We start from the raw sequence: 25,449 nt of genomic DNA, 5'->3' as shown, positions 1-25,449 counted from the left end.
CCGCTACAGCATGGCCGATACCGCCTGGAAAAAGGCGACGCATTGCCGGTCGAGCGGGTCGTCGACCGGTTCGGGCTGCGACGACATCTTGACCATGACGACTTCGGTCGCAGGATCGACATAGAGCCACTGGCCGTGAATGCCGATGGCGAAGAACGCGCCGCTGTCGAAACCGGTCTGGTACCATTTGTTGCGGTAGCGGCCGTTCTCGACCAGATGGGCGAAGTCGCCGGCTTTCCAGGCCGCCGCGCTGCCGCCGGTCAGCGTATCGCGCACCCAACTTTCCGGCATAATCCGTCGACCGTCGATACTTCCGCCGAGCCGCATCATCTCGCCGATGCGGGCAAGATCTCGCGGCGAGACCGACACGCCCCCGGCGGCGCGCGCGGTGCCTTCGCCGTCAACCGTCACAGAAGCCGCGCTTTTCGCGCCGAGCGGCAGCCAGAGGCGCTCGCACATCAGCTCTGCATAGCGGCGGCCGGAGGCGCGCTCGATAATGACGCCGAGCAGGTCGGAATTGGGCGAGCGGTAGCGGAACGGTCCGCCATGAGGATGCGGGCCTTTCCGGATGGTCAGGATGAATGAGAGCAGCGCCTCGCCGCCGCCCGGGTTCCACAACATGGCGCGGCGGTAGCGCTCGAAAGCGCCCGCGGGATCGAGATAGGCCTCGTCGAAATCGAGGCTGACCGTCATATCCAGGAGGTGCTGCACTGTCGCGTCGCCATAGGCCGAGCTTTCGGCTTCGGGAATGTAGCGCGTGACCGGCGCTGCCGGATCGAGCAGCCCGTCAGCCTGGAGCGAACCGGAGAGGATGGCGGTCAGCGATTTGCTGATCGAAAAGACGATGTGGGCGGCGTCGTCGTCCATATGCGGCGCGAAATAATCGCCGACGAATTCGCCGCGCTTCATTACAACGAACGCGTCGGTGTCTGAACGCCGCAGGAATTCCGCGATCGTTTCCCGCCGGCCTTCGATGGCGATTGACTGCGCCAGCAGATTCGTCGGGTCGACGGTAAGAGACTCGACCGCGCCGCCGGCGCAGGCGATCCCCGCCGACGGCACGAACTCGCCGGCATTCTGGAACGACCATCTGCTGTAGGGTGCAAGCCGCCAGTTCGCCAGCGTCGCCTCGTTGCGGGGAAAGCCGTAACGCTGTTCGAATGCCGTCGGATTCGCCATTGGCCTCTCCTGTTGTAGGCGCAAAAAGACCCGGCGGTCGCCCGCCGGGTCGCACTGCCACAAGGGCTTACTTCTGAAGCTCGGTCCAGATCCGGGTGTAGAGTTCCTGCACCTCAGGCGCACAGGTCTTCGACGCCACGCCGAGGGATTTGAACTCCTCGGGGACGATGACCTCCGGCGCGTCCTTCATGTCGGCCGGCATGAACTTGTCCGACCCCGCGATGCCGTTGGCATAACGGTGAAAGGCAGAATTCATGGCCGCGTTTTCCGGATCCATCATGAAGTTCTGGAACAGCTTGGCGTTCTCGACGTTCTTGGAGTCCTTCAGCACGGCGACGTTGTCACTCCAGTTCACGAAGCCTTCCTTCGGGTAGCCGTACCTGATCGCCGGGTTCTGCAGGCGCTGGCGCAATGCCGAGCCGTTCCAGTCGCTGCCTGCGGCGAAGTCGCCGGCCAGCATTTTCTCGATCGTGCCGTATTCCATCGCCACCCAGTTCGGCTTGGCGGCGACCAGCGTGTCGCGGACCTTCTTCAGGATTTCCTTGTCGCCGGTGCACTTCTCGCCTCCATGGTAGAGAACGGCGGCATCGATGACGTCGGTCATTTCCGGAACGACGTTGACCTTGCCCTTCAGTTCGTCCGGCGTGTCGAAGATGATACCCCAGGTGTTGATGTCGCCCTTGTAGACGTCGGTGTTGACGACGACGCCGACCGTGCCCATCGCCCACGGCACGGTGTAATGACGGCCCGGATCGAAATCCGTGCCTTTCCATTCCTCGGCGACATTCTTGAAGTTCTCCATCTGGTCCGGCCGGGTCTCAAGCAGCAGGCCTTCCGCGATCCAGATCGGGACGTAGTTCTGCGACGGCACGACGATGTCGAAGCCATGGCCGCCCTGGCGGATCTTGGCCAGCGCGGTGTCGTTGGAATCGTAGTCGGTGATCGTCACCTTGACCTTGTGGGCCTCCTCGAACTTCTTGATCATTTCGGGGGAGGTGTAATTGCCCCAATTGTAGATGTTGAGCTCACCTTCGGCTCTGGCGATGCCGGTCGAAACCAGCAACGCAAGGCCGGCGGCCGTCGCTGTCTTCCTGAAGTTCATGATCATTCTCCCATTTCTCCCGTTCAGGTCCGTTTCCTGCTGACAAAAAAGAACAATGTGACGATGCCGACCGATATGAGCAGGAATACGGTCGAGATCGCGTTCATCTCGGGCGTGATGGCTCGTCTGAGCTGCCCGAGCATGTAGGTGGGCAGCGTGTCCTGGCCGCCCGATTTCACGAAGTTGGTGATGACGACGTCGTCCAGCGAAATGACGAAGGCCAGCATCAATCCGGCCAGGATTCCCGGCCAGAGCAGCGGTAGGGTGATGCGCCGGAAGGTTCGCCATGGCGTGGCGTAGAGGTCGGCCGCGGCGCGCTCCAAAGTCAGATCCATGCTTTCCAGCCGCGCCCGTATCGGCAGATAAGCGAAAGGCAGGCAGAAGGCGGTATGCGCGGCGATCAGATAGCCGAGCCCTGAATAGCCGGTGAAGACCTTGACGCGCGAGAAGAAGATCAGCAGCGCTACCGCGGTGACGATTTCCGGCACCATCAGCGGCTGGTTGATGAAGGCGTATTTGAAGGTGAGGCCACGATAAGGGTTGGTGCGCGTTGTTGCCAGCGCCGCCATGGTCGCGGCGATCGTCGCCACGATTGCCGCAGCCGTGGCTATCTGCAGCGAACGCAGCGACGCCTCGATGACCTGATTGTTGTTCCAGGCGCTTTCGAACCAGCGCAGGGAGAAACCTTCCCAGTTCGCGATCGATCTGCCGGCATTGAACGAGTAGACGACCAGGATGAAGATCGGGGTGTAAAGCGCCGCGAAGCAGATCACCGCGATCGTCGTGAAACCCGTCTGCCGCCTGATCGAGAAATTGGCTCTAGCCATGCCGCATCTCCGACGAGCCGGCGTTGCGGACATAGGCGAGCAGCGCCACCATGACGATGGCCATCAGCGTGATCGACAGCGCCGCGCCCAGCGGCCAGTTGCGCCCCTGCCCGAATTGCAGCTCGATCAAATTGCCGAGCATCAGGTTCTTGCCGCCGCCCAGAACGCTCGGCGTGACATAGGCGCCGAGCGAGGGAATGAACACCAGGATAGAGCCCGCGATCACGCCAGGCTTGACCAGCGGGAAAATGATGCGGCGCAGAACCCTGAAGCGCGTGGCGTAAAGGTCGTAGCCGGCTTCGACCAGCCGGAAGTCGATCTTTTCCATACTGGCGTAGAGCGGCAGAACCATCAGCGGCAGGTAGACATAGACCATGCCGATCATGATGGCGAAATCGGTGAACAGCATCTGGATCGGCCGCTCGATCAGGCCAGAACTCAGCAGCAGCGAATTGACGATGCCCTCGTTGCGGATGATCTCCAGCACCGCGAAGGTGCGGATCAGAAGGTTGGTCCAGAACGGGATGGTGATCAGGAACAACCAGATTTCACGGGTATTTTCGGGGCGCGTGGCGATGAAATAGGCGGTGGGAAAGCCGAACAGCAGCGTCAAAAGCGTAGTTCCCAGCGCGAGCTTCACCGAGCGCCAGAAGATCGACAGATGCGCGTCGGCGAGCGAGAGCGTCTCGTCGAAAATGTCGCGCTCCAGCACCACGCCGAGCCATGCGTCGGTAGAAAAAGCCCATTCGACGTCGCCATACGGGCCGGGCGTCAGGAACGAATAGACCAGCACGATGAACAACGGCCCGGTCGCGGCGATGAGGATGATGATGAGGGCAGGGGCCGAAAGCAGCCAGCGGTTGCGGATGTCCTTCCGGTCTGCTTCGGCAGCTGCTTCGCGAGCATTCGAAAGGGCCATGTCAGTCCCTCAGGATCTGCGCGACGTCGCTGCTGATCTCGATGCCCACGCGTTCATCTTTCGAGAAGCCGCAGGATCCGCTTCTGCTGTTCTGCTGGCGCACGATGAACGCCGGACCCTCTTCTAGCCGGACGTGGAAATGCGTGTCGGTGCCGAGATAGACGATGTTTTCGATGACGCCCTGCAGCGCCGGCTTTCCGCCATTCGCCACGACCTGCGCATGCTCGGGACGCACTACGATGGTGACCTTGCCTTCGGGCGGCGCGCCTTGCGGAAAGGTGGCGGCAATTTCGGCGCCCGAGGCAAGCCTTACCTTTGCGCGGTCCTCTCCGACCGAGATCACGTCGGCGCCGAGGAAATTGGTCTCGCCGATGAAGTCTGCGACGAAGCGCTCCGCAGGGCGGTCGTAGATGTCCCAGGGCGAGCCGACCTGCAGGATCTTGCCCGACGACATGACCGCGATGCGGTCCGACATGGTCAGCGCTTCTTCCTGGTCGTGCGTCACGAAGACGAAGGTGATGCCGGTCTCGTTCTGCAGCCGCTTCAACTCGATCTGCATCTCTTTGCGCAGCTTGTAGTCCAGCGCCGACAGCGGCTCGTCGAGCAGCAGCACCTTGGGCTGCGGCGCCAGCGCCCGGGCAAGTGCCACGCGCTGCTGCTGGCCGCCCGAAATCTGGCTGGTTCGGCGATCCCTAAGCGCTTCCATCTTGACCAGCTTGAGCATGGCCGAAACCCGCGCCTCGACCTCGGCCTTCGGCTTGCCGAGCATTTCGAGCCCGAAGCCGATATTCTGGCCGACGGTCATGTGCGGGAACAGCGCGTAGCTCTGGAACACCGTGTTGACCGGCCGCTTGAAGGGCGGCAGCGGCGCGATGTCCTGGCCGTAGAGCAGGATCTCGCCCTCGGTCGGATAGTCGAAGCCGGCGATCAGCCTGAGCAGCGTGGTCTTGCCGCATCCGGACGGCCCGAGCAGGGTGAAGAACTCGTTTTCCCGTATCGCTACCGAGACATTATCGAGCGCCGCCACTTGCGCTTCGCCGGTACCGAACAGCTTGCTGACGCCGCGAACTTCAATCGCATTCCTACCCGGTGCTGCCGGCACAAAACGCCCCGCTCATTGTCCATCCCGGCTCTTTGCGGCCGGGCGGTGTTCCCGTTTCAATTGTCATCACATGCCGGCATGCTTGGCAACCGGCCTTCTGAACCGCGATTCAACGCGCCCCTATCGCCATGCAATCGCCGTGCCATCACTGCCGCCAGGTGATCCTTCCGCCGCAGATCGTTGTCGCAACGCGGATTGCGTGCAACGCTTCGGGCGCGGTCGCTTCGATGTCGCCGGAAAGCACGGCGATATCGGCCAGATAGCCCGGCTTCAGCATGCCCTTGCGGTGTTCCATGAAACCGGCATAAGCGCCCTCGACGGTGTAGCTCGCCAGCGCCTCGTGCAGTGAAAAGTGCTGGTCCGGCATGCCTTCTGCCCAAGGCTTGCGCAGAACCGCCGCCTGGATGCCGGCGATCGGGTCTATCGGCGAAACCGGCCAGTCCGAGGCGAAGACGACGCGCGCGCCGGCGTTTTTCAGCGTGCGCCAGGCGTAGCTCAGCGGCCAGCGCTTGCGGCCGATGCGCGAAATCGTCGGCTCGAGCGGCAGGCCCATGGCGCCAGGCGGATGTGGCGGTTGCATTGAGCAGATGACGCCGAGTTCGGCAAAGCGCGGCACGTCGGCCTCGGTCGTCACTTCGATATGCTCGATCCGGTGGCGGCTGTCGCGCTTGCCGTTCTTGCGCTGCGCCGCCTCATAGCCGTCGAGCACGGCGCGCACCGCACCGTCGCCGATGGCATGCACGGCGATCTGCAGGCCGCGACGGTCGGCTTCCATGGCGATTTCGGCGAACTCTTCCGGCGAAAACAGCGGCTCGCCGCGCCAGTCCGGCCGGTCGGCATAGGGTTCGACCATCACTGCCGTCCATGAGTCCAGCACGCCGTCGTAAAAGACCTTGACCATGCCGGACGACAGCCATTCGCCGTCGTAGCGCTCTGCCATGGCGGACGCCTTCTCGAGCATGTCGAGCGTCATGAAGTTCTTGTAGTGGAACGGTATTTTCACTCGGCAGGTCAGTCCGCCCTCCGCCTCGATCTCCGACAGCAGTTCGAGCTGGTAGAGATTGCCGTCCATGTTCTGGATCGACGTGATGCCGTGCCTCGCGCACCAGGCGAGCCCGCGCCGCAGGATGTCGCGATCGGCAGCCCGTTCCGCCGCCGTCGGCGCAGGATCGGGCTCGCCGCCGGTCGACAGGCCGAGCCTGGCGCGCTCCTCGCCGGCCAGCGCCACGACCGGCCCGAACGCCTCGCCTTCGCGCAACTCGCCCTCGGCGAGGCCATCATCGCCCATGACGATCTCGTTGCCGGGTCCGAGCGTCCTGCCGTGCAAGATACCCGCCATCTGCAGGGCCTTGGTGTTGGCCCACATGGTATGGTGGTCGGGCGCGCCCATGGCGAAAGGGCGGTCGGGCAGGATGCGGTCGAGATGGTGGCGGGTGACGCGCTCGCTTCCCAGCACCGTATAGTCGACGCCCTGGCCGACCAGCATTTTCCTGTCCGGGTTGGAAACCGCGTAGCCGCGGATCGCGCTTTGCAGCGCGTCGAAGCCGGAGATGCCGGCAAGCTGCAAATGCGCAAGCTCGGCCGCTCCCGAGAAAAGGTGCATATGCGCTTCTATGAAGCCCGGAATGACGGAGGCGCCGCCGGCGTCGATCATCTCCGTCGCCGGTCCGCGCGCCTCCAGCACCGAGCGCCGATCCCCAACCGCCAGGATCAAACCGTTGTTGACGGCAATGGCCTCCGCGGCCGGATTTTCGCCGTCCATGGTGAGGACGCGCGCATTGGTTACGATCAGGTCTGCGAAAGCTGGCATGGAGGCTCCGTTGTCAGGAGGCTAGCACCGCCTCGCGTCCGAAAGCCAGACCAGCCGGAAGATCGGTCTTGGCCCAAGAGCGGCGCTTGTGAAGTGCCAGCGCCTGCGGCTAGGCTCGCGCGGCTTTCAAAACACAGGGCAATCATGAAGACAGTCTATTCGCCGCTGCATGCGGGCCATGGCGGGCAAATGGAACTGGTGGCCGGCGCGATCGTGCCTGGCTTCGAGAAGCCGTCCCGCGCGGAGATCATCAGGGGCCGTGTCGAGAGCGAGAAGCTCGGGCCGATCCTTACGCCCGTATCGCACCCTCTCGCAGCCGCGGCGCGCGTCCACCGGCAGGATTATCTCGATTTCCTGCCGACTGTCTGGCCGCTCTGGGAGGCTTCTGGGAAATCCGGCTCGGCGATCCCGTTCACCTGGCCGACGCGGGGCCTGCGCGGCGACGTCAGGCCAAAAACCATAGACGCGCTGCTCGGCTACTACTCCTTCGACGGCGGCGCGAGCTTCGTGAAAGGCACCTGGGAGGCGATCAAATCGTCCTACGACGTTGCAATGACCGCAGCCGGCATCGTCAAGGCCGGCGAGCGCGCCGCCTTCGCGCTTTGCCGTCCGCCAGGCCATCATGCCGGGGCGGCGTTCATGGGCGGCTATTGCTACATCAACAACGCTGCGGTCGCCGCGCAGTGGTTCCGCGACCAGGGTGCGGCGCGCGTCTCGATACTCGACGTCGACTACCACCACGGCAACGGCACGCAGGAGATTTTCTACCGGCGCGGCGACGTGCAGGTGCTCAATTTGCATGGCGACCCGATGACCGAATATCCGTTCTTCCTCGGTCATGCCGACGAGCGCGGGGCAGGCGAGGGCGAGGGGTTCAACCAAAATTACCCGATGCCGTTCGGTACGAGTTGGGAGCGCTGGAGCGAGGCGCTCGACGACGCCTGCGGCAAGCTCCTGGCCTATGCGCCTGACGTGGTGGCCGTCTCGCTCGGGGTCGATACTTTCGAGAAGGATCCGATCAGCCAGTTCAAGCTGAAAAGCGCGGACTACCCGAAGATCGGCAAGAGGATAGCCGCGCTCGGCCTGCCGACGCTGTTCGTCATGGAAGGCGGCTATGCGGTCGACGAGATCGGCATCAACGCCGTCGGCGTGCTCACCGGCTTCGAGAGCTAGCATCTCGGCCCAAGCTGCGCCGAGATGCGGCGATTCGGCCATTTTCCTAAACCCGGCGGCGGATATAAGCCACCGTGCGGACGCTATCCCGGTCATACTGGCCCTGAAGAAAACCCACCCGGAGCACCGAACATGAGCAACCATCGCAATTTCTACATCGACGGCAAATGGGTTTCTCCGGTCGTCCCGGCGATGCTCGACGTGATCGATCCGTCGACCGAGGAGGCCTACACCGCGATTTCCGCCGGCTCGAAGGCCGATGTCGACAAGGCCGTCGCGGCGGCCCGCGCGGCGTTCGCGGGCTTCTCGCAGACCACCAGGGAAGAGCGCCTGGCGCTGCTGCGCAAGGTTCTGGAAGTCTACAACAGACGTTACGAGGACGTGGCGCAGGCAATCTCCCAGGAAATGGGCGCGCCTATCACCTGGGCGCGCGAGGCGCAGGCCTGGGCCGGACGGGCGCATCTGGAATCGACCATCAAGGCGCTCGAAGACTACGAGTTCAGCGAAAAGCGCGGCACGACCATGGTCGTGAAGGAACCGATCGGCGTCTGCGCGCTGATCACGCCGTGGAACTGGCCGCTCAACCAGATCGTATGCAAGGTCGCACCGGCCATCGCCGCCGGCTGCACCGTTGTGCTGAAGCCCTCGGAAATCGCGCCGATCAGCGGCATCGTCTTTGCCGAGATCATGCACGAGGCCGGCGTGCCCAAAGGCGTCTTCAACCTCGTCAACGGCACCGGCCCCGAAGTCGGGCAGGTCATGGCCGGCCACCCCGACGTCGACATGGTGTCGTTCACCGGCTCGACCCGCGCCGGCATCATCGTGGCCAAGACCGCCGCCGATACGGTCAAGCGCGTGGCGCAGGAACTCGGCGGCAAATCGCCCAACATCATCCTGCCCGACGCGAACTTCGCCCATGCGGTGCGCGAGGGCGTCAATGGCTGCTTCGGCAATAGCGGCCAGTCCTGCGATGCACCGACCCGCATGCTGGTTCCAGCCGACCGCCACGACGAAGCACTGGCAGTGGCCAAGGAGGCCGCCGATGCCCACAGTGTCGGCGATCCGCGCTCGACCGAAACCAAACTCGGGCCGGTGGTCAGCCAGCTTCAATACGACAAGATCCAGCGGCTGATCGAAAGCGGCATTTCGGAAGGTGCGACGCTGGTGACTGGCGGACCGGGCCGTCCCGAAAACCTCAACCGCGGCTATTATGTGCGGCCGACCGTGTTCGGCCACGTCACGCCCGATATGACCATCGCACGCGAGGAGATTTTCGGGCCGGTGCTTTCGATCATGTCCTACCAGGACGAGGAGGACGCGATCCGCATCGCCAATGACACGGTCTACGGCCTCGCCGCCTACGTCCAGTCGGAAAATATCGAGCGCGCCCGCCGCGTCGCGTCAAAAATGCGCGCCGGCTCGGTGTACCTCAACTACCCGGAATGGGACACGTTCGCCCCGTTCGGCGGCTACAAGCAGTCCGGCAACGGCCGCGAATACGCCGACTGGGCGATCCACGATTTTCTCGAGATCAAGGGGATCGTTGGGTACGGGGAATAACGGAAGAGTACGGCGCCTGCCCCTCGCCCTTACCCTCTCCCGTGAAGGGGGGCGTCAGCGTTGCGGCAATCTCTCCTCTCCCCGTTCTTCACGGGGAGAGGATGCCGGCAGGCAGGTGAGGGGCGGCACTGACCGTGGCGGAAAAACCCACGCCCTCAAATATGGAGCGCGTGCCCCAGCGCCTTGAGCGCGGCTTCCTGGAAACCCTCGCCCTGCGTGGGGTGCGCGTGGATCGTGCCGGCGATGTCCTCCAGCCGCGCTCCCATTTCGATCGCTAGGCCGAAGGCGGTCGATAGCTCGGAGACGCCGTGACCGACGGCCTGGATGCCGAGCACGACGTGATTGTCGGCGCGGCCGACGACGCGGACAAAGCCTTCCTCGCCGAGCTTGGTCATGGCGCGGCCATTGGCCGAGAACGGAAACTGGCCGACCTTGATCTCGGCGCCCGCCTTCCTCGCTTCGTCAGGCGACAAGCCGGCCGTCACAACTTCCGGGTCGGTGAAGCAGATCGCCGGTATGCAGCGCTTGTCCCAGTTCCGTTTGTGGCCGGCGACGATCTCGGCGACCATCTCGCCCTGCGCCATGGCCCGGTGCGCCAGCATCGGCTCGCCGGTGACGTCGCCGATCGCATAGACGCCGCGCATCGAGGTGCGGCACTGGTCGTCGATGCGGATCGCCTTTCCGGCCCTGTCGAGGACGAGTTCTTCGAGCCCCCAGCCTTCCGTCGCGGGCTTGCGCCCGACCGTCACCAGCACCTTGTCGGCGGCGAGTTTTTTCCGGTCCCCTCGGCTGCCTCGACCAGCAGCGCGTCGCCCTTCGGCGACAGGCTCTTGGCTTTGGCCCCGGTCAGCACCTCGACGCCGAGTTCGGAAAGCCGCTTGGCGACCGGACGGGTCAGTTCGGCATCATATTGCGGCAGGATGCGCGGCTCGGCCTCGACGACGCTCACCTTCGAGCCGAGCTTGGCAAAGGCGGTGCCTAGCTCCAGCCCGATATAGCCGCCGCCGACCACGACGAGCCGTTCCGGCAGCTTCGTCAGCGCCAGCGCCTGGGTCGATGAAATCACCGGACCGCCGAAGGGCAGGGACGGCAGTTCGACCGAGTTGGAGCCGGTGGCGATCACCACCGTCTCGGCGCGGATCACCTGGATGCCGGTCTCGGTCTCGACCTCGACCGTCTTGCCGTCGCGGAATCTCGCCCACCCATGGACCGTCTTCACCTTCGCCTTCTTGAGCAGGCCCGAAACCCCGCCGGTCAGCCGACCGACGATGCCGTCCTTCCAGGCGATTGTCTTCGCAAGGTCGAGCTTGGGCGTCGACAGCGAGATGCCGAGCGGGCTCTTGCTGTTGGCCATGTGGGCGATCTTCTCGAATTCCTCGGCGGCGTGGATCAGCGCCTTGGAAGGGATGCAGCCGACGGTCAGGCAGGTGCCGCCCGGCTTCTTCGCCTCGACGATCACGGTGTCGACGCCGAGCTGCCCTGCCCGGATGGCGCAGACATAGCCGCCCGGACCCGCACCGACGATCAGAAGCTTGCAGGAGATTTCTTTCATGCTCTCAGCCTTCGATGAAGATCAGCGCCGGCGTTTCCAGCAGCGTCTTGATGCGCTGGACGAACACCGCCGCGTCCCAGCCGTCGACGACGCGGTGGTCGAAGGAGGACGACAGGTTCATCATCTTGCGCGGGATGAATTGCGTTCCGTCCCAGACAGGGCGGATCATCATCTTGTTGACCCCGACGATCGCCACTTCCGGATGGTTGATGACCGGCGTGGTCGCAACGCCGCCCATCGCGCCGAGCGAGGTGATGGTGATGGTCGAGCCCGATAGTTCCTCGCGGGTGGCCGTGCCGGCCTTGGCCGCTTCGGCCAGCCGGTTGACCTCGGCGCCGCAGTCCCAGAGGTCGCGCGCCTCGGCGTGCTTGACGACCGCCACGACCAGCCCCGACGCGGTCTGCGCGGCGATGCCGATATGGACGCCGCCATGGCGGTGCACGATGCCGGCCTCGTCGTCGAAAATGGCGTTCAAGCCCGGCTGTTCGGCAATGGCCTTGACCATCGCGCGCATCAGGAAGGGCAGCACCGTCAGCTTGGACTGGTCGGCGCGCTTGCCCTTGTTGAGCGCCGCGCGCAGATCCTCCAGCGCCGTCACGTCGATCTCCTCGACATAGGTGATGTGCGGAATGCGCGATTTCGCCAGCGCCATCTTTTCCGCGATTTTCCTGCGCAGGCCGACGATCTTGATGTCTTCGACCGTGTCGTTGCGCTGCAGGCCGGTTGGACGCGCCGCCTGCGGGCCCCGGGCGATGAAGGCGTCGAGGTCTTCATGGGTGATGCGGCCGGCGGGGCCGCTGCCCGGAACCTGGCGCAGATCGACGCCGGCCTCCTTCGCCCGGAGACGGACAGCAGGCGCGGCGAGCGGCCTTTCGCCCTCAGGGCGCGGCGCGCCCCCGATTGCGGGCCTCGCAGCCGGTTTCGCCGGCGCCGCGGGCTTTGCCGCGGCGACTTTAACCGGAGCGGCTGTGGCAGGCTTCGCCGGAGGCGGCGGGACTGTCTCGCCCTCTTCAGCCAAGCCGTCTGCCAGCGGCGCTTCCTCCTGGCCGTCATCCATGGCCGATTTCGCCGGCGCCGCTTCCACGGCGGGAATTTCCTTATCGCCGTCCACCTTCAGCCGGATCAATGGCGAGCCGACGGCGACCGTGTCGCCGATCTCCGCGCCCAGCCAGGTGATCTCGCCGTCGACGGGAGAGGGGATTTCGACGGTCGCCTTGTCGGTCATGACGGCTGCCAGGATCGAATCCTCGCGCACCAGATCACCGACCTTGACATGCCATTCTACGAGTTCGGCCTCCGCCACGCCTTCGCCGACGTCCGGGAGTTTGATCGTGTGTTCACCCATGACGAAGCCCCCTGCCGGATAGGTTGACGCTGCCCCTCACCCTTACCCTCTCCCCGTGACGGACGGGGAGAGGGGGCGTCAACGCTGCTGCCAGTCTCTGACGTTGGCGAATGGCAGCGACGCAGATGTCTCCCTCTCCCCGTTCTTCACGGGGAGAGGGTAAGGGTGAGGGGCAAGTTCTTGGCGGGACTTTCGACATCTAAGCTTCCATCGTTTCGCGCAGCGCCTGGCCGACGCGGGCCGGACCCGGAAAATAGTCCCATTCCTGGGCATGCGGATATGGCGTGTCCCAGCCGGTGACGCGGGCGATCGGCGCTTCGAGTTCGTAGAAGCAGTGCTGCTGCACCAGTGCCGCCAGTTCCGCGCCGAAGCCGGAGGTCAGCGTCGCCTCGTGCACGACGACGCACCGCCCGGTCTTTTTCACCGAGGCGACGATGGCGTCGAGGTCGAGCGGCAGGAGCGTACGCAAGTCGATGATCTCGGCGTCGATGCCGGTTTCCTCGGCCGCGGCTTCGGCGACATAGACCATGGTGCCGTAGGCGAGGATGGTCACGTCCGCGCCCTGCCGCCTGATCTCGGCCTTTCCTAGGGGAGTGGAATAATGGCCGTCCGGAACCTCGCCGAGCGGATGCTTCGACCACGGCGTCACCGGCCGCTCGTGATGGCCGTCGAAGGGGCCGTTATAGAGCCGTTTCGGCTCCAGGAAGATGACCGGATCGGGGTCCTCGATCGAGGCGATCAGCAACCCCTTGGCGTCGTGCGGATTGGAGGGGACGACCACCTTGAGGCCCGAGACGTGGGTGAACAGCGCTTCAGGGCTCTGGCTGTGGGTCTGGCCGCCGAAAATGCCGCCGCCGGTCGGCATGCGGATGACCATCGGGCAGGTGAACTCGCCATTGGAGCGGTAGCGGATGCGCGCGGCTTCCGAGACGATCTGGTCGTAGGCCGGATAGACGTAGTCGGCGAACTGCACCTCGACGCAGGGGCGCAGGCCGTAGGCGGCCATGCCGATCGCCGCGCCGACGATGCCCAACTCGCTGATCGGCGCATCGAAGCAGCGGGTGACGCCGTATTTCTGCTGCAGCCCTTGAGTGCAGCGGAACACGCCGCCGAAATAGCCGACATCCTCGCCGAACACGACGACGTTGTCGTCCTTGCCCATCGACACGTCCATGGCGTCGCGGATCGCCTCGATCATGGTTTTTCGTGGCATGGACTACACCCCCGCCTGCTGGCGCTGGCGGCGCAGATGCGGCGGCATCTTGGCATAGACGCCCTCGAACATGTCGCGCGCCGAGGGCTTGCCTCCGGCGTGCAGCGTGCCGTGGCTCTCCGCTTCCTTCTGCGCGGCGATCACCGTATCGAGGATTTCGGCCTCCGCCTGCTTGTGGCGTTCCTCCGACCAGAGGCCGCGCACGATCAGATGGTTCTTCAGCCGCAGCACCGGGTCGCCCAGCGGCCATGCCGCGGATTCCTCCTTTGGCCGGTAGGCGGACGGGTCGTCGGAGGTCGAATGCGCGCCGACGCGGTAGGTGACGTGTTCGATCAGCGTCGGCCCGAGGTTTCTGCGCGCGCGCTCGGTCGCCCATTTGGCGACGGCGTGCACGGCCAGATAGTCGTTGCCGTCCACCCTGAGCGCCGGAATGCCGAAGCCGAGGCCGCGCGCCGCAAACGTGCCGGAGCCGCCGCGCGCAATGCCCTGGAAGGTCGAGATCGCCCACTGGTTGTTGACGATGTTGAGCACGACCGGCGCCTTGTAGGTCGAGGCGAAGACCAGCGCGGCATGGAAGTCGCTCTCAGCGGTGGCGCCGTCGCCGACCCACCCGACCGCGATTTTCGTGTCGTTCCTGATCGCCGAGGCCATCGCCCAGCCGACCGCCTGGATATACTGCGTGGTCAGGTTGCCGGAGATCGAGAAGAAGCCGTGATCCTTAGAGGCATACATGACCGGCAGTTGTCGCCCCTTCAGCGGGTCGCGCTCGTTGGAATAGATCTGGTTCATCATCTCGACCATCGGATAGCCGCCGGCGATCAGCAGGCCGGCCTGGCGGTAGGTCGGAAAGTTCATGTCGCCGGGCAGGAGCGCCTTGCGGAAGGCGCAGCTTACGGCCTCCTCGCCCATATGCTGCATGTAGAAGGAGGTCTTGCCCTGGCGCTGCGCCATCTGCATGCGGGCGTCGAAGGAGCGCAGCGTCATCATGTGGCGCAGGCCCTCGGAAAGTTCCTCGTCGGTCAGCGTGCCGGCCCATGGCCCGACCGCTTCGCCTTCGCGATTCAAGACGCGGATGATCGAATAGGCGAGGTCGCGGATCTCGCGCGGATCGACATCCACCTCCGGCCGCGGAACGGAACCCGCCTTGGGGATCGGAACGTTGGAGAAATCAGGCGTACCGCCCGGCCGCACTTCCGGTTCCGGAACGTGGAGGCTGAGAACTTTTTCCAGGGGCATCCGTGATACTCCGAGCCGACGGACGGGTGGCTGCAGGCATTCATTCCACCGCCGCAACCGGCGATCAAGCCCACCTGGCCCGCCTGATCGGCGGCGACGGCGGCGTCGGCAGGAACGAATTCATCGGCGCGAAATTATATGGCGCGAGCGCCGTGCCATGCCAGCCATTCATGTCGCGGTATGTCCTGGCGCGGATTTTTCCGGTCTTCCTGTGGCCGTCGAGATCCGTGAAATTATTTTGGGAAACCCGGTTTGCCGGACGCGGGCTCGAAAAAAGCGGAAAGCTCGAAAAAACGCGGAACCAGAAGCTTCGGGAAGCGTTTGCTGCCGGTTTCGGTCCACTGGGAATAATTCACCAGGAACGGCGAAAATTTTGCAATCGACAATGTCTATAAAATTCATAGACTAACCCGAATAAGGGAGGTCGATCATGCTGCAGACTTCTGTCAAAGCCGGCCGGCAGGCGTTCCGCGCCCACACCACGACGGTTCGCTCGCGCATCGAAACGGTTGTATTTGCCGTGGCCTTCGGGTTCACGGTGGCGCTCGTCCTCGGGCTGGTCCCCTGAGAAACCCGGCTTGAACCGGTAGAGAAAGCGCAAAGCAAGCATTCCGATATCGACAATCGATTGCCGCAAATCCGTACGGATTCGCGGCCGGGACGATGATGAAGGAGAGTGCCATGCATGTCGAATTCACCAGCCGCGCCGAACGATGGACCATCCCGCAGGCGGCGCAATCGCCGGAATTTCTGACCCGTCAGAATGAAATCCGTACTCAGGCGCGCGCCGTCGAACGCGCTGGTTTCGAGCGATTTCTGATTGCCGATCCGCTGGGCCTGCCGGACAACGGGCAGCTCGCCTCGTTCATCCTGCACAACACGGCATCGCTGGGCGTGATCGTCTCGCACTGCGCCGACATCGTCGCGCCGACTGTCGCCGCCCAGCAATTCGCCACGCTCGACCAGTTGAGCGGCGGACGCCTGGCAATCCAGGTCGTCGCCGGGCAATGCGACCTCGACCATGAGGCGGCGTTCGCCCGCACCGACGAGTACCTCGTTCTGCTGAAGCGCTTGTGGGCCAACGACAAGCCGTTCGACCACGAAGGCCCGTTCTACAGCATCAGGAACGGCCACGTCGGCGCGAAGCCTTTCGGGCGGGCGCAGGTGCCGTTGATGCTCGGCGGAGCCTCCGGAACCGCCATCAAGGTCGCGGCCAGGCATGCCGAAATCTTTGCGCTGCCGGCGGGATCGATCACGGAGACGCGGCAGATCGTTTCGCGGGTGCAGGCGGCGGCGGCCCACCACGGCAGGGCAGACAAGATCAGGTATTCGGCTCCGGTTCAGCCGATTGTGGCAGCGACGCGAGCAGAGGCTTTGGCGAGGGCCGAGCAGCTTCCGGCGGCAACCGAGGCCACGCGCCTTGTCGGGACCGCCGAGCAGGTCGCCCGGGCGCTCAACGATTACCGTGCTCTCGGCGTAAGCGCGTTCGTGCTCCACGACCTTGCGCAGCCGCGCGACATCGAAACCTTCGTGAGGGAGGTTGCGCCGCGGGTCAGGGGCCGGATGGAAGGAGCCGGAGAATTCCGGGCGACAGGCGTGTTCCTCTCCAGCCCGCGAACCCGCGTCAGCTACTATGCTTGACGTCCGCCAGCAGCTCGTCGTTGGCCGCATCGCGCATGGCGGCCAGGCTGCGGTTGTCCAGCACTTCCGCTATCGCCTGACGGACATCGATCATCATGTGCCGGACCTGGCAGGTTGCCTCGTCGCAATCGTCGCAGCGCTGGTAGCGTGTGCGGCTGGCGCAGGGGATCGGCGCGAGCGGACCGTCCAGCACCCGTATGACATGGCCGATCTTGATGTCGGCGGCCGGCCGGGCGAGGCGGTATCCGCCTTCCTTGCCCTTGCGGCTTTGCACGAATCCGGCATTGCGCAGCTCGCCTAAGATGGCGTCGAGAAATTTCTTGGGAATGTTGTTGGCAACGGCGATGTCGTTGACGAACGCAAGCTGGCCAACCGGCATTCCCGAAAGATGCACGAGAGCCTTCAGGCCGTATTTGCCTTTTCTAGTGAGCATGCCGGAGACGGTTCATGAGAATTCGATCGCATCCGCCCATGGCGATCGTTTGTGCGCAAATCATGGCGGAACGCCCCGTTTCGCCCAATCCGGAATAAAATCGGCCAACTTGAAATACAAGACTAAACTTGTTGATTTTTCGTGAGTTTCAGCCAGCGCTCAACTGCCCGGTGATCTCATGCAATTCGCGGCAGCGAAGCCCTATTCCACGAACACCCGAACGCTGGCCGCGCGGCCGGCTGCGTCGATCACCGTCAGTGTCGAATAGCCCGTACCGTCCGGCTGCCACGTGGCCGTGCGGCGGCGGATGGTCTCGGTCAGCGGCTTGCCGTTGGCCAGCCAGCGGAACGGCGCGCGGCCGCCCTGCAATTTCAGGACCAATGGCGTCGCCTCGGCTGAGGAAGCGCCGAGTTCGACGCGCGCCCCGTCGGGCGGAAAGACGATCTGCGGTGCAGGCTCGGAGATCGCGGCGACGGCAACTCCGTCACCGCCCGGACCGAAGCGTTCCTGCGTGACCGGCAGGTCCTCGCGCTTGGCATGAAAAACGCCGGCCGGCGCGCGGGGCAGGGGCACAGCTGCAAGCCCTGACTTGGCGAAGCCTTTGAACAGGATGGGCGCCGCCGAGACATAGCCGGACAGGCCGGGCACGGAGCCGGCGTCGGCACGTCCGACCCAGACGCCGAGGACATGGCGGCCGTCATAGCCGATCGACCAGGCGTCTCGGTAGCCGTAGGAGGTGCCGGTCTTGTAGGCGATGCCGCGCGGGGCGGCACCCTCCGGCGGCCTGACGCCGGCCAGCATGTCGGTTACCTGCCACGCCGCCTGCGCTTCCAGAATGACGCCCTCGGCAGACGGCGGCTCCTCGGCCTCCGTCCCGTTGCGCAGATGCTTCGCCCGTCCGTCATTGGCAAAGCCGGTGTAAAGCTGCACCAGATCGCGCAGCGACACGCCGACGCCGCCGAGGCCGATGGCAAGGCCGGGCGTCTCGCCCGGCGGAAGCTCGGGCGTCACGCCGGCCTGGCGGAAGCGCGCCACGAGCCGCGCCGGCCCGACCGCGTCGAGCAGCCGCACCGCCGGCACGTTGAGCGAAAGCTGCAGCGCCTGCCTGACGCTGACATCGCCCTGGTAGCTCATGTCGAAATTTTTCGGCCGGTAGCCGGCGAAGTCGGCGGGGCGATCCTCGATCAGCGTTTCCTGCGCCACCAGCCCTTGTTCGATAGCCAGCCCGTAGATGAAGGGTTTCAGCGTCGAACCGGGCGAACGCCGCGTCTTCGTCATGTCGATCCACCCGGACCGGCTGGCGTCGAAATAATCGGCCGATCCGACTTCGCCGAGAATCTCGCCGGTGCGGGCGTCTGCCAGCACCATGGCCACCGAAATGCGCGGCCCGAGCTTTGCCGCCGCGTCGCGCGCGACCGCTTCCAGTCCCTGCTGGACGCTCGTCTTCAGGGTCAATTGGTGCCGGGTTTTCTCCGGCTCGGTGCGCAGGGCGGCGTCGGCTGCGTGGGCGGCGAGCGCCGGCAGCGCGAGGCGTCTGCCCGGAGCATCCTCGGTCGCGGCGCGGACGGCTTCCCGTTCGCCGAGCAATCCGGCCGCCACCATGCGTTCGAGCACGCGATCGCGCGCCGCATGCGCGGCTTGCGGATGACGGTCCGGCCGGCGCTTTTCGGGCAGCTGCGGCAGTGCGACGAGAAGGGCCGCTTCCGAAACGCTCAGCCGTTTCGGCTCCTTGCCGAACCAGGCGAGCGAAGCGGCGCGCACGCCTTCGAGATTGCCGCCATAGGGCGCCAGCGTCAGGTAGCGCTCGAGGATTTCGCGCTTCGTCAGCCGCCGCTCGATCTGGACGGCTCGAGCAATCTGGCGCAGCTTCGAGGCGATGCTGCGGCTTGCGCGCGGCTCGATCAGCCGGGCAAGCTGCATGGAAAGCGTCGAGCCGCCGGAGACGATGCGGCCGTTGCCTGCGAATTGCCCCGCCGCCCGCAGCAGCGCCAGCGGATCGACGCCTTTGTGCTCGTGGAAGCGCTTGTCCTCATAGGCGATCAGCATCTCGACGAATTGCGGATCGACCTGGTCGAGGTTCGCCGCCAGCCGCCAGCGGCCGTCCGGCGTGGCGAAGGCGCGCAGCAGCGCGCCGTCGCGGTCCACGACTTCGGTCGAGACGGCGAGTTTTTCCGGCAGCGGAGGCGGGAAGGCGCGGTCGAGGCTGTGAAGGGTGGCAAAGGTCAAGGCGATGAAACCGGCACCGGCGGCGCAGGCGAGAGACGCTTTTCTAAGAATTTTGCGGGCCGGCATGGCGCTGCCCCTCACCCTTACCCTCTCCCCGTGAAGAACGGGGAGAGGGGGGCGTCGACGTTGCGGTAGTCTTTCCTCTCCCCGTTTTTACGGGGAGAGGATGCCGGCAGGCAGGTGAGGGGCAGCGTCATGTTCGCCAGTTTGGGGCGCCTCACGGCGCCTTGACCTCCATCATGCCCGTCGCCGTTCGCGCCGAAAATTGCGGGCGGTACATGTCTTCCACGCTCGCTGCCGGATGCGCATAGACGCCGGGCGTCACCGCGCGCACCACATAAGCCACCGTGACGGACCGGTCGCTGCCTTGCTCGCGGTTGAACGCCGCGACGAAGCGGTCGTCGCGGAATTCGAGGTGCGCCGCCTCCGTTCGGGCAAGCCACGAGAAGTTGGCGAGGTCGGCGCTCGACATCAGGCGCGGATTGTCGATCTCGAAGCCGGCGGGCAGCAGGTCGGTGATAAGGACTCGCGACGGCCAGTCGCTCAGTTCCGCGACCTTCAGCACCACGACGAAGCGCTCGTTCTGCGTCGCCTGGGTGACATTGGCTTCGGTTCCGTCGAGGCGGTAGTAAGTGCGCTCTATGGTGAAGCCGTCGCCGCCGGCCGGCAAGGGCTGTGCGGGCGCGGCGACGGTGGTGATCACCGCCTGCACCGGGTCCGGGCCGGTGTTGGCGATGACCAGCGGGTTGTCGAGGAGTTCCGTCCCGGTCAGCCGCTCGGAATAGGCGCCGGTGTGCGTCGCGTCATTGACCGTCAGCTTGATAGCTTCGCTGTTGGCTTTCATGGCGCCGGTGGCGAGCAGCATCCAGGCCTCGTCCTGGGTGCTGGTGTAGGACGCCACGCGGCGTTCAGCCGAGACGAGCTCGATCAGTTCGGGAACCACGGCCGGCATCGGGCGGCTTTCGGCCGCCAGCGCCAGCATCGCCGCGCCGTCGCGAAGCCGCGAGCCGTAGTCGGAGCGGTAGTAGTTGTGCTCGGCATTGGCTTTGGCCAATTGCAGCGCGGTCGTGAAGGCCGACGCGGATCGCTGCGCGTCGCCATAAAGGGCGAGGCTCGCCGCAAGCTGGGCGACAGCCATCGGGCTCGAGAACGCCTCGATCTGCGTGTCGGAATAATAGCGCAAATCGCCGACCGAGGCTTTCTTGTTGCGCGCCAGCACATAGAGCGCATAGGCGATCTCGCTGCCGCGGTCTTCCAGGTCGATGTCGTAGGACAGCGAATTCTGGAGGTTGTTCAGCGCCAGCATCATGGCCTCGCTGGGCACGTCGTATTTCTGTTCGCGCGCCCGGGTCAGGAAGTCGGTGACGTAGGAATCGAGCCAGAGGTCGCCCGAACCCGGCGACCACAGGCCGAAACTGCCCGTCGAGGACTGATAGTTGAGCACGCGATAGATCGCTTCCTGGATGCGGCCGCGCAGGTTCGGATCGTCCTCCATGCCGGCGGTGGCCGAAAGCTCGCTGACATAGAGCAGCGGCAGCGCGCGGCTGGTGGTTTGCTCGGCGCAGCCATACGGATAGCGGTCCAGCGTCATCAGCAGCGAAGGCACGTCGAAGGCGGAAGCCGGCGAAACGCCGACGCTGACATAGGCGCCGGGCAGCAGGCTCGCCGCCAGCAATTCGCGGTCGATGCGCAGGCTTTTGCCGTTTGGCCCAAGATCGACGACCATGCGGGTGGTGACCGGCATCGCCGCCGGACGGACCGGGATCGAGAGCTTCTGCTCGACCGTCAGCCCGCCGGCATGGGCAAGGCGGATGGTGATGCCCGCATCTCCCGCCGTCTGGGCGATCAGCGGAACGGTCAGCGTCTGGCGCTTGCCGGCGGTGAGTTGCAGCTTGTCCGGCAGCGCGGCGCTGCCGGTTGAGAGGTCACCGGTGGTTTCGATGGCGAGCGAATAGTCGCCGTCCGGCGCATCGGTATTGGCGATGTCGAGCCGCATCACGGCGGCGTCGCCGGGAGCGAGGAAGCGTGGCAGGCCGGCGGTGACGACCACCGGATCACGCACGATCACATCGGCCGAAGCATGGCCGACGGCCTCCTTCGTCCAAGCGACCGACATGATGCGCACGGTGCCGTTGAACTGCGGGATGTCGAAGCCGACGATGGCCTTGCCGTCGGCATCGAGCTTCACCGGGCCGGAGAAGAAAGCGACCAGCTTCTCAGTCGGCGGGCTGCCTTCGGCGGTCATCGCCGCGCCGTCGCCGCCTGTGCGTAGTCTTCCGGCCGTACCCAGCGAGCCGTCGATCAGCCGGCCGTAAAGGTCGCGCAGTTCGAGGCCGAGCTGGCGCTGGCCGAAGAACCACGCTTCCGGATCGGGCGTCTTGTAGTCCGTCAGATTGAGGATGCCGACGTCGACCGCGGCGACCATCACATAGGCGTCGCTTTCCGGAGCGGCGCCGGTTACAGCGACCGGGATCGACAGGGTCTGGCGCGGCGAGGCTTTTTCGGGCGGTGTTATCGCCACTGCGAGCTTTTTCGCGCCGGGATCGACGGACAGCCATTTCACGCCGATGGCGCGGGCCGGCATGCGCGATTCTTGCGCCTCGCCTGGCCGGTAGAGCGTGGCGGTGACATAAGCGCCCGCGCCCCAGTCGGCGCCGACCGGAATATCGACGGTCGTGCCGCCTTCGGGAACCGTAGCCGTGACCGTGGTCAGGAGCTTGTCGGCGCCGACGGTGACCAGGAGCTCGCCGGCGAAGCGCGGCGAAACCTGAAGCTTGGCGGTCTCGCCCGCCGCATAGCTCTCCTTGTCGAGCGCGATCTCGAGCGCGTCCGGCGTTTCCGTCGACGAGGCCTCGACATACCAGCCGGCGTCGAACTCGACGCTTGTCGCCGGACCGGCCGGGTCGGCGGTTTCGACCTCGAGCCGGTAGCGACCCCAGTCGACCGACACAGACACCTCAGCCGCGCCGTCGGCGCCGATATCGACCTGCCCGTTGGCGACGGCCTTGGTGAAGGTTACCGGCTCATAATTCCAGTAGGAGCCGTTGCGATACCATTGATAATTGCGCTCGACCTTGACCAGCGACCATTGCGCACCGGTCAGCGCCTGGCGGTTGCCGTCCGGATCGACGGCGATGACTCCGAACTTGGCGGTCGAGCCCTGCGGGACCTCATCGCCGGAGAATTCGGGCTTGATGCCGATCATCGTGCCTTGCGGGCGGATTTCGATGTCGATCGCCTCCTCGACCGCGCGGCCGCCGCTCTCGCGCATGCGCACCGTTACTTCGGCGTTGAGCAGGCGCGTTGTAGAAGGCAGTTGCCCGATCTGGACCGGGAAGGTCGCCTTGCCGTCGTCGCCAACGAGCGGCAATCCGGTCAGCGGCATGCGGCTGGCGCCATCGTCCTGCTCGTCGACCAGGCCGAAGGAATAGCCGTCGAAGCGCTCCCATTCGCGCATCGTGGACAGCGTGACCTCGCCTTCGAGCGCCAGGCCCGCCGCCGGCGCGCCATAAAGGAAGCGTCCGTCGACGGTGACGTTGGCGGTCTCACCCGCCGCGATCTCGTCGGTATCGCTGGTCAGGTCGAATTCGATCCGGTCGGGAACGAAATCCTCGACCAGGAACATATGGCTTACGATCGCGGCTTCCTTCGGATCAGTGTGGATGTTGACCGTCCAGGTGCCGCGCATGGCGTTGGGCGAAAGCGTCAGGTCGACCGCATGACCGCCGGCATTGACGCCGTCGGAGATGATGCGGCGGTCCTCGACGCCGTCGGGGCGCGAGAAGATGAAGGTGAGCGGCAGGTTCTCGACGGCCTTTGCCGTGTCGTCGCGCGCGAGCGCCGCGACATGCACTTCCTCGCCGGCGCGGTAGATGCCACGCTCGGTCCAGGCATAGACGTCGAGCGCGCCGGGCGCAGCGCGGCCTGTCACGCCGCGATCCGACAGGTCGAAGCCGGCGCGCGTCATGTCCAGGAAGACGAAATCCTTGTCGTCCTGGCTCGCCGTCAGCACCGCCGGCGCCATGCCGCCGTCGCCGCGGGTCAGGCCGGGCATGAAAATTGCGCGGCCTTCGGCATTGGTGGTGGCGGTGCCGAGGATCTCGTTGTTGCGGGCCAGCAGCGTCAGTTCGATGTCGGCGAGCGGCTTGGCTGATCCTAGCGAGCGGGCGAAGACGTTGAGCCCGTCCTGGCCGGTGTAGGTGGAAAGACCGATATCAGAGACGACGAACCACTGCGTGGCACGCGAATCCCAGTCTTCGCCGGTGTCGTTCTGCGGCTGCGCCGTCAGCACATAGACGCCTGGCTCGCGGTTCGGCAAAGCTTCGTCGACCGGAAACGAAGTGGTCACCTCTTTGTTCAGCTCGTTGGCGATCTCGATCCGGCCTTCCCAGATCGGCTCGCCGATCTGGTCGCGGATATTGCCGATGTCGTAGCCGTCGAGCTGGCGCAGGAATTGGTGACCGGTCAGGAGCTGGGCGAGCGAGCGGTCGCCGATGCGGAAGAGTTTTAGGTCGGCCGTCGTCATGTTGATGGTGACGATCGGAATGCCGCGCCTCGCGCTAGATGGCAGGACGAAGCTGTCGCCGGTGAAGCGGGCGGACGCAGCGCGATCCTGGACATAGACCTCCAGCACAACCGGCGTTCCGATGACCTCGCCTAAGGCGGCGGGCAGGCCGGGACGGAACGCTACGCGGTAGTGGCGTCCGTGCTCCAGGCCCTCGACGCAGATCTGCCGGCCATTGGCCTCGATGGCCTTGGGCGCTGCATCGTCGATGGTCACGAAGGGCGCATAGTCGACGCCGGTCTTGACCAGTTCGTCGGAAAACTGCACGCAGACGCGCGGCGAGGCGCTGTCGGCCTCGATGGAATGCTCGACGACGCGGAAGCCTTTGCGCGCCTTCAGGTCGTCGTATTCGGCCCGGACCTCCGCCGAATTCACCAAGGCGAGGCTCGCCTCGTAGGCCCGCAGCGCGTCGCGATGGAATTCGCGGCGGTCGAGGCCGACAGAGAGCACGGCCAGCGCGTCGGCGCGCGTGGCGGCGGTGCGCAGAAGCTTGTAGGCGTTCAGCGCCGCATCGGTGAAGTCGCGCTCGCGCTCGGCGGTTTTGGCGCTGTCCGCCGCCGGCTCCGTCATGATCGCGCGGGCGAGACCGAGCCACAGTCGGCCGTCGTCAGGCGAAATAGCGATTGCGCCGCGGAATTTCTGGGCGGCGGCGCGCGGATCGCCGGTCAGCATGGCGTATTCGCCGGCCTCCGTCAGCGCCGCGAGCCCTTCTTCGCCGACCGCATTCATTCCATTGGTCAGCCGGCCGCGATATTTTGCGGCTTCTTCCGGCAGCCATTGCGGCAGGAAGGCCAGTTCCGGCGGCGCGCCGATATCCGGATCGCTGCCGATCGTGACGACCTTGCCGGCAACCGCACCGTTGAACGGCTTAAGCGTCGCGAAATCCGACTTGAGGAAGCACCATTTCGCCTTCGTATTGTAGGTGAAGGCGCGGCAGGCCGAATCGCCGAGGCAGGTGGACTTGCACTGGTCGAGCGTGACGTTCTGCTCGGACCGCAGGTCGAAGCCAAAATAGTCCTGGTTCTGCGTGGTGACGACCGTTCTCGCATCCGCGGCCAGGGCTGGCGCAAGCCAGGAAAAGAAGAGGAAAAGGAAAGCAGAAAAACCACGAACCGCGCGCAGTGACATAATCCCCTCCAAATGCTGCTGCCGTGAACGACGTGACGTAGCTTCAATATAGCCTGTCAAATCGAAACGGGACAGGACCCCCGCCTGTCACGGATAACAACGTTGCTGGCGTGAAACCTACGGCTCTGCCCGCAATGATCTTTCGCCGCGCGGCAAATCTGATTTGCCGATTGTGGCCGCTTTGCGAATGACCGGTGGACTTGCGCCGATTTATTTCAAGCTCAGGTTGTGAATTAGCGCATCGGCGAACGGATGGCCATACGCCCGCCGGCCGCATGGTCGGCGCGCGTCGATGCCGGTGGCATCACGGGCTTGCCGTTCTGGCGCTGTCGAAACCGCTGCGAATGTCACAGTTTAATTTGACGAAAGATTCCGCCCGAATCCGCCGCGCAATAGCAATTTTGCGCCAACGTTGTCGCATTCGCGCGAACTGCTTCCC

Annotated in this window: 17 protein-coding genes and 1 pseudogene; 5 read left to right on the top strand and 13 right to left on the bottom strand. The window is 65.0% G+C overall.

Features of this window, described 5'->3' with window-relative positions; all coding sequences use genetic code 11:
• Positions 1-3: 3 nt before the first annotated feature.
• The 6 genes from ACG873_RS16135 to ACG873_RS16110 form a co-directional block, all read right to left on the bottom strand.
• Complete coding sequence (locus ACG873_RS16135) at positions 4-1,179, bottom strand: serine hydrolase domain-containing protein (RefSeq protein WP_394893023.1); 1,176 nt, start codon at positions 1,177-1,179, stop codon at positions 4-6.
• A gap of 67 nt (positions 1,180-1,246) precedes the next feature.
• Positions 1,247-2,281, bottom strand: coding sequence for an extracellular solute-binding protein (locus tag ACG873_RS16130; protein ID WP_394893022.1), 1,035 nt, complete (start codon positions 2,279-2,281; stop codon positions 1,247-1,249).
• A gap of 23 nt (positions 2,282-2,304) precedes the next feature.
• Positions 2,305-3,108, bottom strand: coding sequence for an ABC transporter permease (locus tag ACG873_RS16125; protein WP_394893021.1), 804 nt, complete (start codon positions 3,106-3,108; stop codon positions 2,305-2,307).
• Positions 3,101-4,027: an ABC transporter permease gene (locus tag ACG873_RS16120; RefSeq protein WP_394893019.1), complete on the bottom strand. Its 927-nt coding sequence runs from the start codon at positions 4,025-4,027 to the stop codon at positions 3,101-3,103. The genes ACG873_RS16125 and ACG873_RS16120 overlap by 8 nt, the downstream gene beginning before the upstream one ends.
• 1 nt (position 4,028) lies before the next feature.
• On the bottom strand, positions 4,029-5,129 hold the full coding sequence (locus tag ACG873_RS16115; protein ID WP_394893018.1) for an ABC transporter ATP-binding protein: 1,101 nt from the start codon (positions 5,127-5,129) through the stop codon (positions 4,029-4,031).
• A gap of 145 nt (positions 5,130-5,274) precedes the next feature.
• A complete protein-coding gene (locus ACG873_RS16110; protein WP_394893017.1) occupies positions 5,275-6,939 on the bottom strand; it encodes an amidohydrolase in 1,665 nt (554 codons plus the stop codon).
• A 144-nt stretch (positions 6,940-7,083) separates the two neighbouring features.
• Here ACG873_RS16110 and ACG873_RS16105 point away from each other — a divergent pair, with 144 nt between their 5' ends.
• Both ACG873_RS16105 and ACG873_RS16100 read left to right on the top strand, forming a co-directional pair.
• The gene (locus tag ACG873_RS16105) at positions 7,084-8,112 is read left to right on the top strand and encodes a histone deacetylase family protein (protein ID WP_394893015.1); all 1,029 of its coding nucleotides are present in this window, start codon (positions 7,084-7,086) and stop codon (positions 8,110-8,112) included.
• A 132-nt stretch (positions 8,113-8,244) separates the two neighbouring features.
• Complete coding sequence (locus ACG873_RS16100; RefSeq protein WP_394893014.1) at positions 8,245-9,672, top strand: aldehyde dehydrogenase family protein; 1,428 nt, start codon at positions 8,245-8,247, stop codon at positions 9,670-9,672.
• Positions 9,673-9,827: 155 nt separating this feature from the next.
• Here ACG873_RS16100 and lpdA read toward each other — a convergent pair.
• The 4 genes and pseudogenes from lpdA to ACG873_RS16080 all read right to left on the bottom strand — a co-directional run bounded on the left by lpdA (position 9,828) and on the right by ACG873_RS16080 (position 15,018).
• Positions 9,828-11,224: pseudogene (gene lpdA, locus ACG873_RS16095) on the bottom strand (dihydrolipoyl dehydrogenase).
• Positions 11,225-11,228: 4 nt separating this feature from the next.
• Complete coding sequence (locus ACG873_RS16090; RefSeq protein WP_394893013.1) at positions 11,229-12,569, bottom strand: dihydrolipoamide acetyltransferase family protein; 1,341 nt, start codon at positions 12,567-12,569, stop codon at positions 11,229-11,231.
• Between the two features lie 199 nt (positions 12,570-12,768).
• Positions 12,769-13,782 carry an alpha-ketoacid dehydrogenase subunit beta gene (locus ACG873_RS16085; protein ID WP_394893011.1) on the bottom strand — a complete coding sequence of 338 codons (1,014 nt, stop codon included), beginning with the start codon at positions 13,780-13,782 and terminating at the stop codon, positions 12,769-12,771.
• Between the two features lie 3 nt (positions 13,783-13,785).
• The gene (locus ACG873_RS16080; RefSeq protein ID WP_394893010.1) at positions 13,786-15,018 is read right to left on the bottom strand and encodes a 3-methyl-2-oxobutanoate dehydrogenase (2-methylpropanoyl-transferring) subunit alpha; all 1,233 of its coding nucleotides are present in this window, start codon (positions 15,016-15,018) and stop codon (positions 13,786-13,788) included.
• 26 nt (positions 15,019-15,044) lie between these two features.
• Here ACG873_RS16080 and ACG873_RS16075 point away from each other — a divergent pair, with 26 nt between their 5' ends.
• The 3 genes from ACG873_RS16075 to ACG873_RS16065 all read left to right on the top strand — a co-directional run bounded on the left by ACG873_RS16075 (position 15,045) and on the right by ACG873_RS16065 (position 16,659).
• Entirely contained in the window at positions 15,045-15,413 is a 369-nt protein-coding gene (locus tag ACG873_RS16075) for a hypothetical protein (protein ID WP_394893008.1), read from the top strand.
• Between the two features lie 35 nt (positions 15,414-15,448).
• A complete protein-coding gene (locus tag ACG873_RS16070; RefSeq protein ID WP_394893006.1) occupies positions 15,449-15,586 on the top strand; it encodes a hypothetical protein in 138 nt (45 codons plus the stop codon).
• 113 nt (positions 15,587-15,699) lie between these two features.
• Positions 15,700-16,659, top strand: coding sequence for an LLM class flavin-dependent oxidoreductase (locus ACG873_RS16065; RefSeq protein ID WP_394893004.1), 960 nt, complete (start codon positions 15,700-15,702; stop codon positions 16,657-16,659).
• Here the strand turns inward: ACG873_RS16065 and ACG873_RS16060 are convergent.
• The 3 genes from ACG873_RS16060 to ACG873_RS16050 form a co-directional block, all read right to left on the bottom strand.
• Positions 16,643-17,092 carry an RrF2 family transcriptional regulator gene (locus ACG873_RS16060; RefSeq protein WP_394893002.1) on the bottom strand — a complete coding sequence of 150 codons (450 nt, stop codon included), beginning with the start codon at positions 17,090-17,092 and terminating at the stop codon, positions 16,643-16,645. The two genes, ACG873_RS16065 and ACG873_RS16060, sit on opposite strands and share 17 nt — an antisense overlap.
• Positions 17,093-17,293: 201 nt before the next feature.
• On the bottom strand, positions 17,294-19,384 hold the full coding sequence (gene pbpC / locus ACG873_RS16055; RefSeq protein WP_394893001.1) for a penicillin-binding protein 1C: 2,091 nt from the start codon (positions 19,382-19,384) through the stop codon (positions 17,294-17,296).
• Between the two features lie 151 nt (positions 19,385-19,535).
• On the bottom strand, positions 19,536-25,010 hold the full coding sequence (locus ACG873_RS16050; RefSeq protein ID WP_394892999.1) for an MG2 domain-containing protein: 5,475 nt from the start codon (positions 25,008-25,010) through the stop codon (positions 19,536-19,538).
• Positions 25,011-25,449 lie beyond the last annotated feature (439 nt).

This window comes from Allomesorhizobium aridi, assembly GCF_043769475.1.
Classification (GTDB): domain Bacteria; phylum Pseudomonadota; class Alphaproteobacteria; order Rhizobiales; family Rhizobiaceae; genus Allomesorhizobium.
This window is presented reverse-complemented; position numbering and strand designations above follow the sequence as displayed.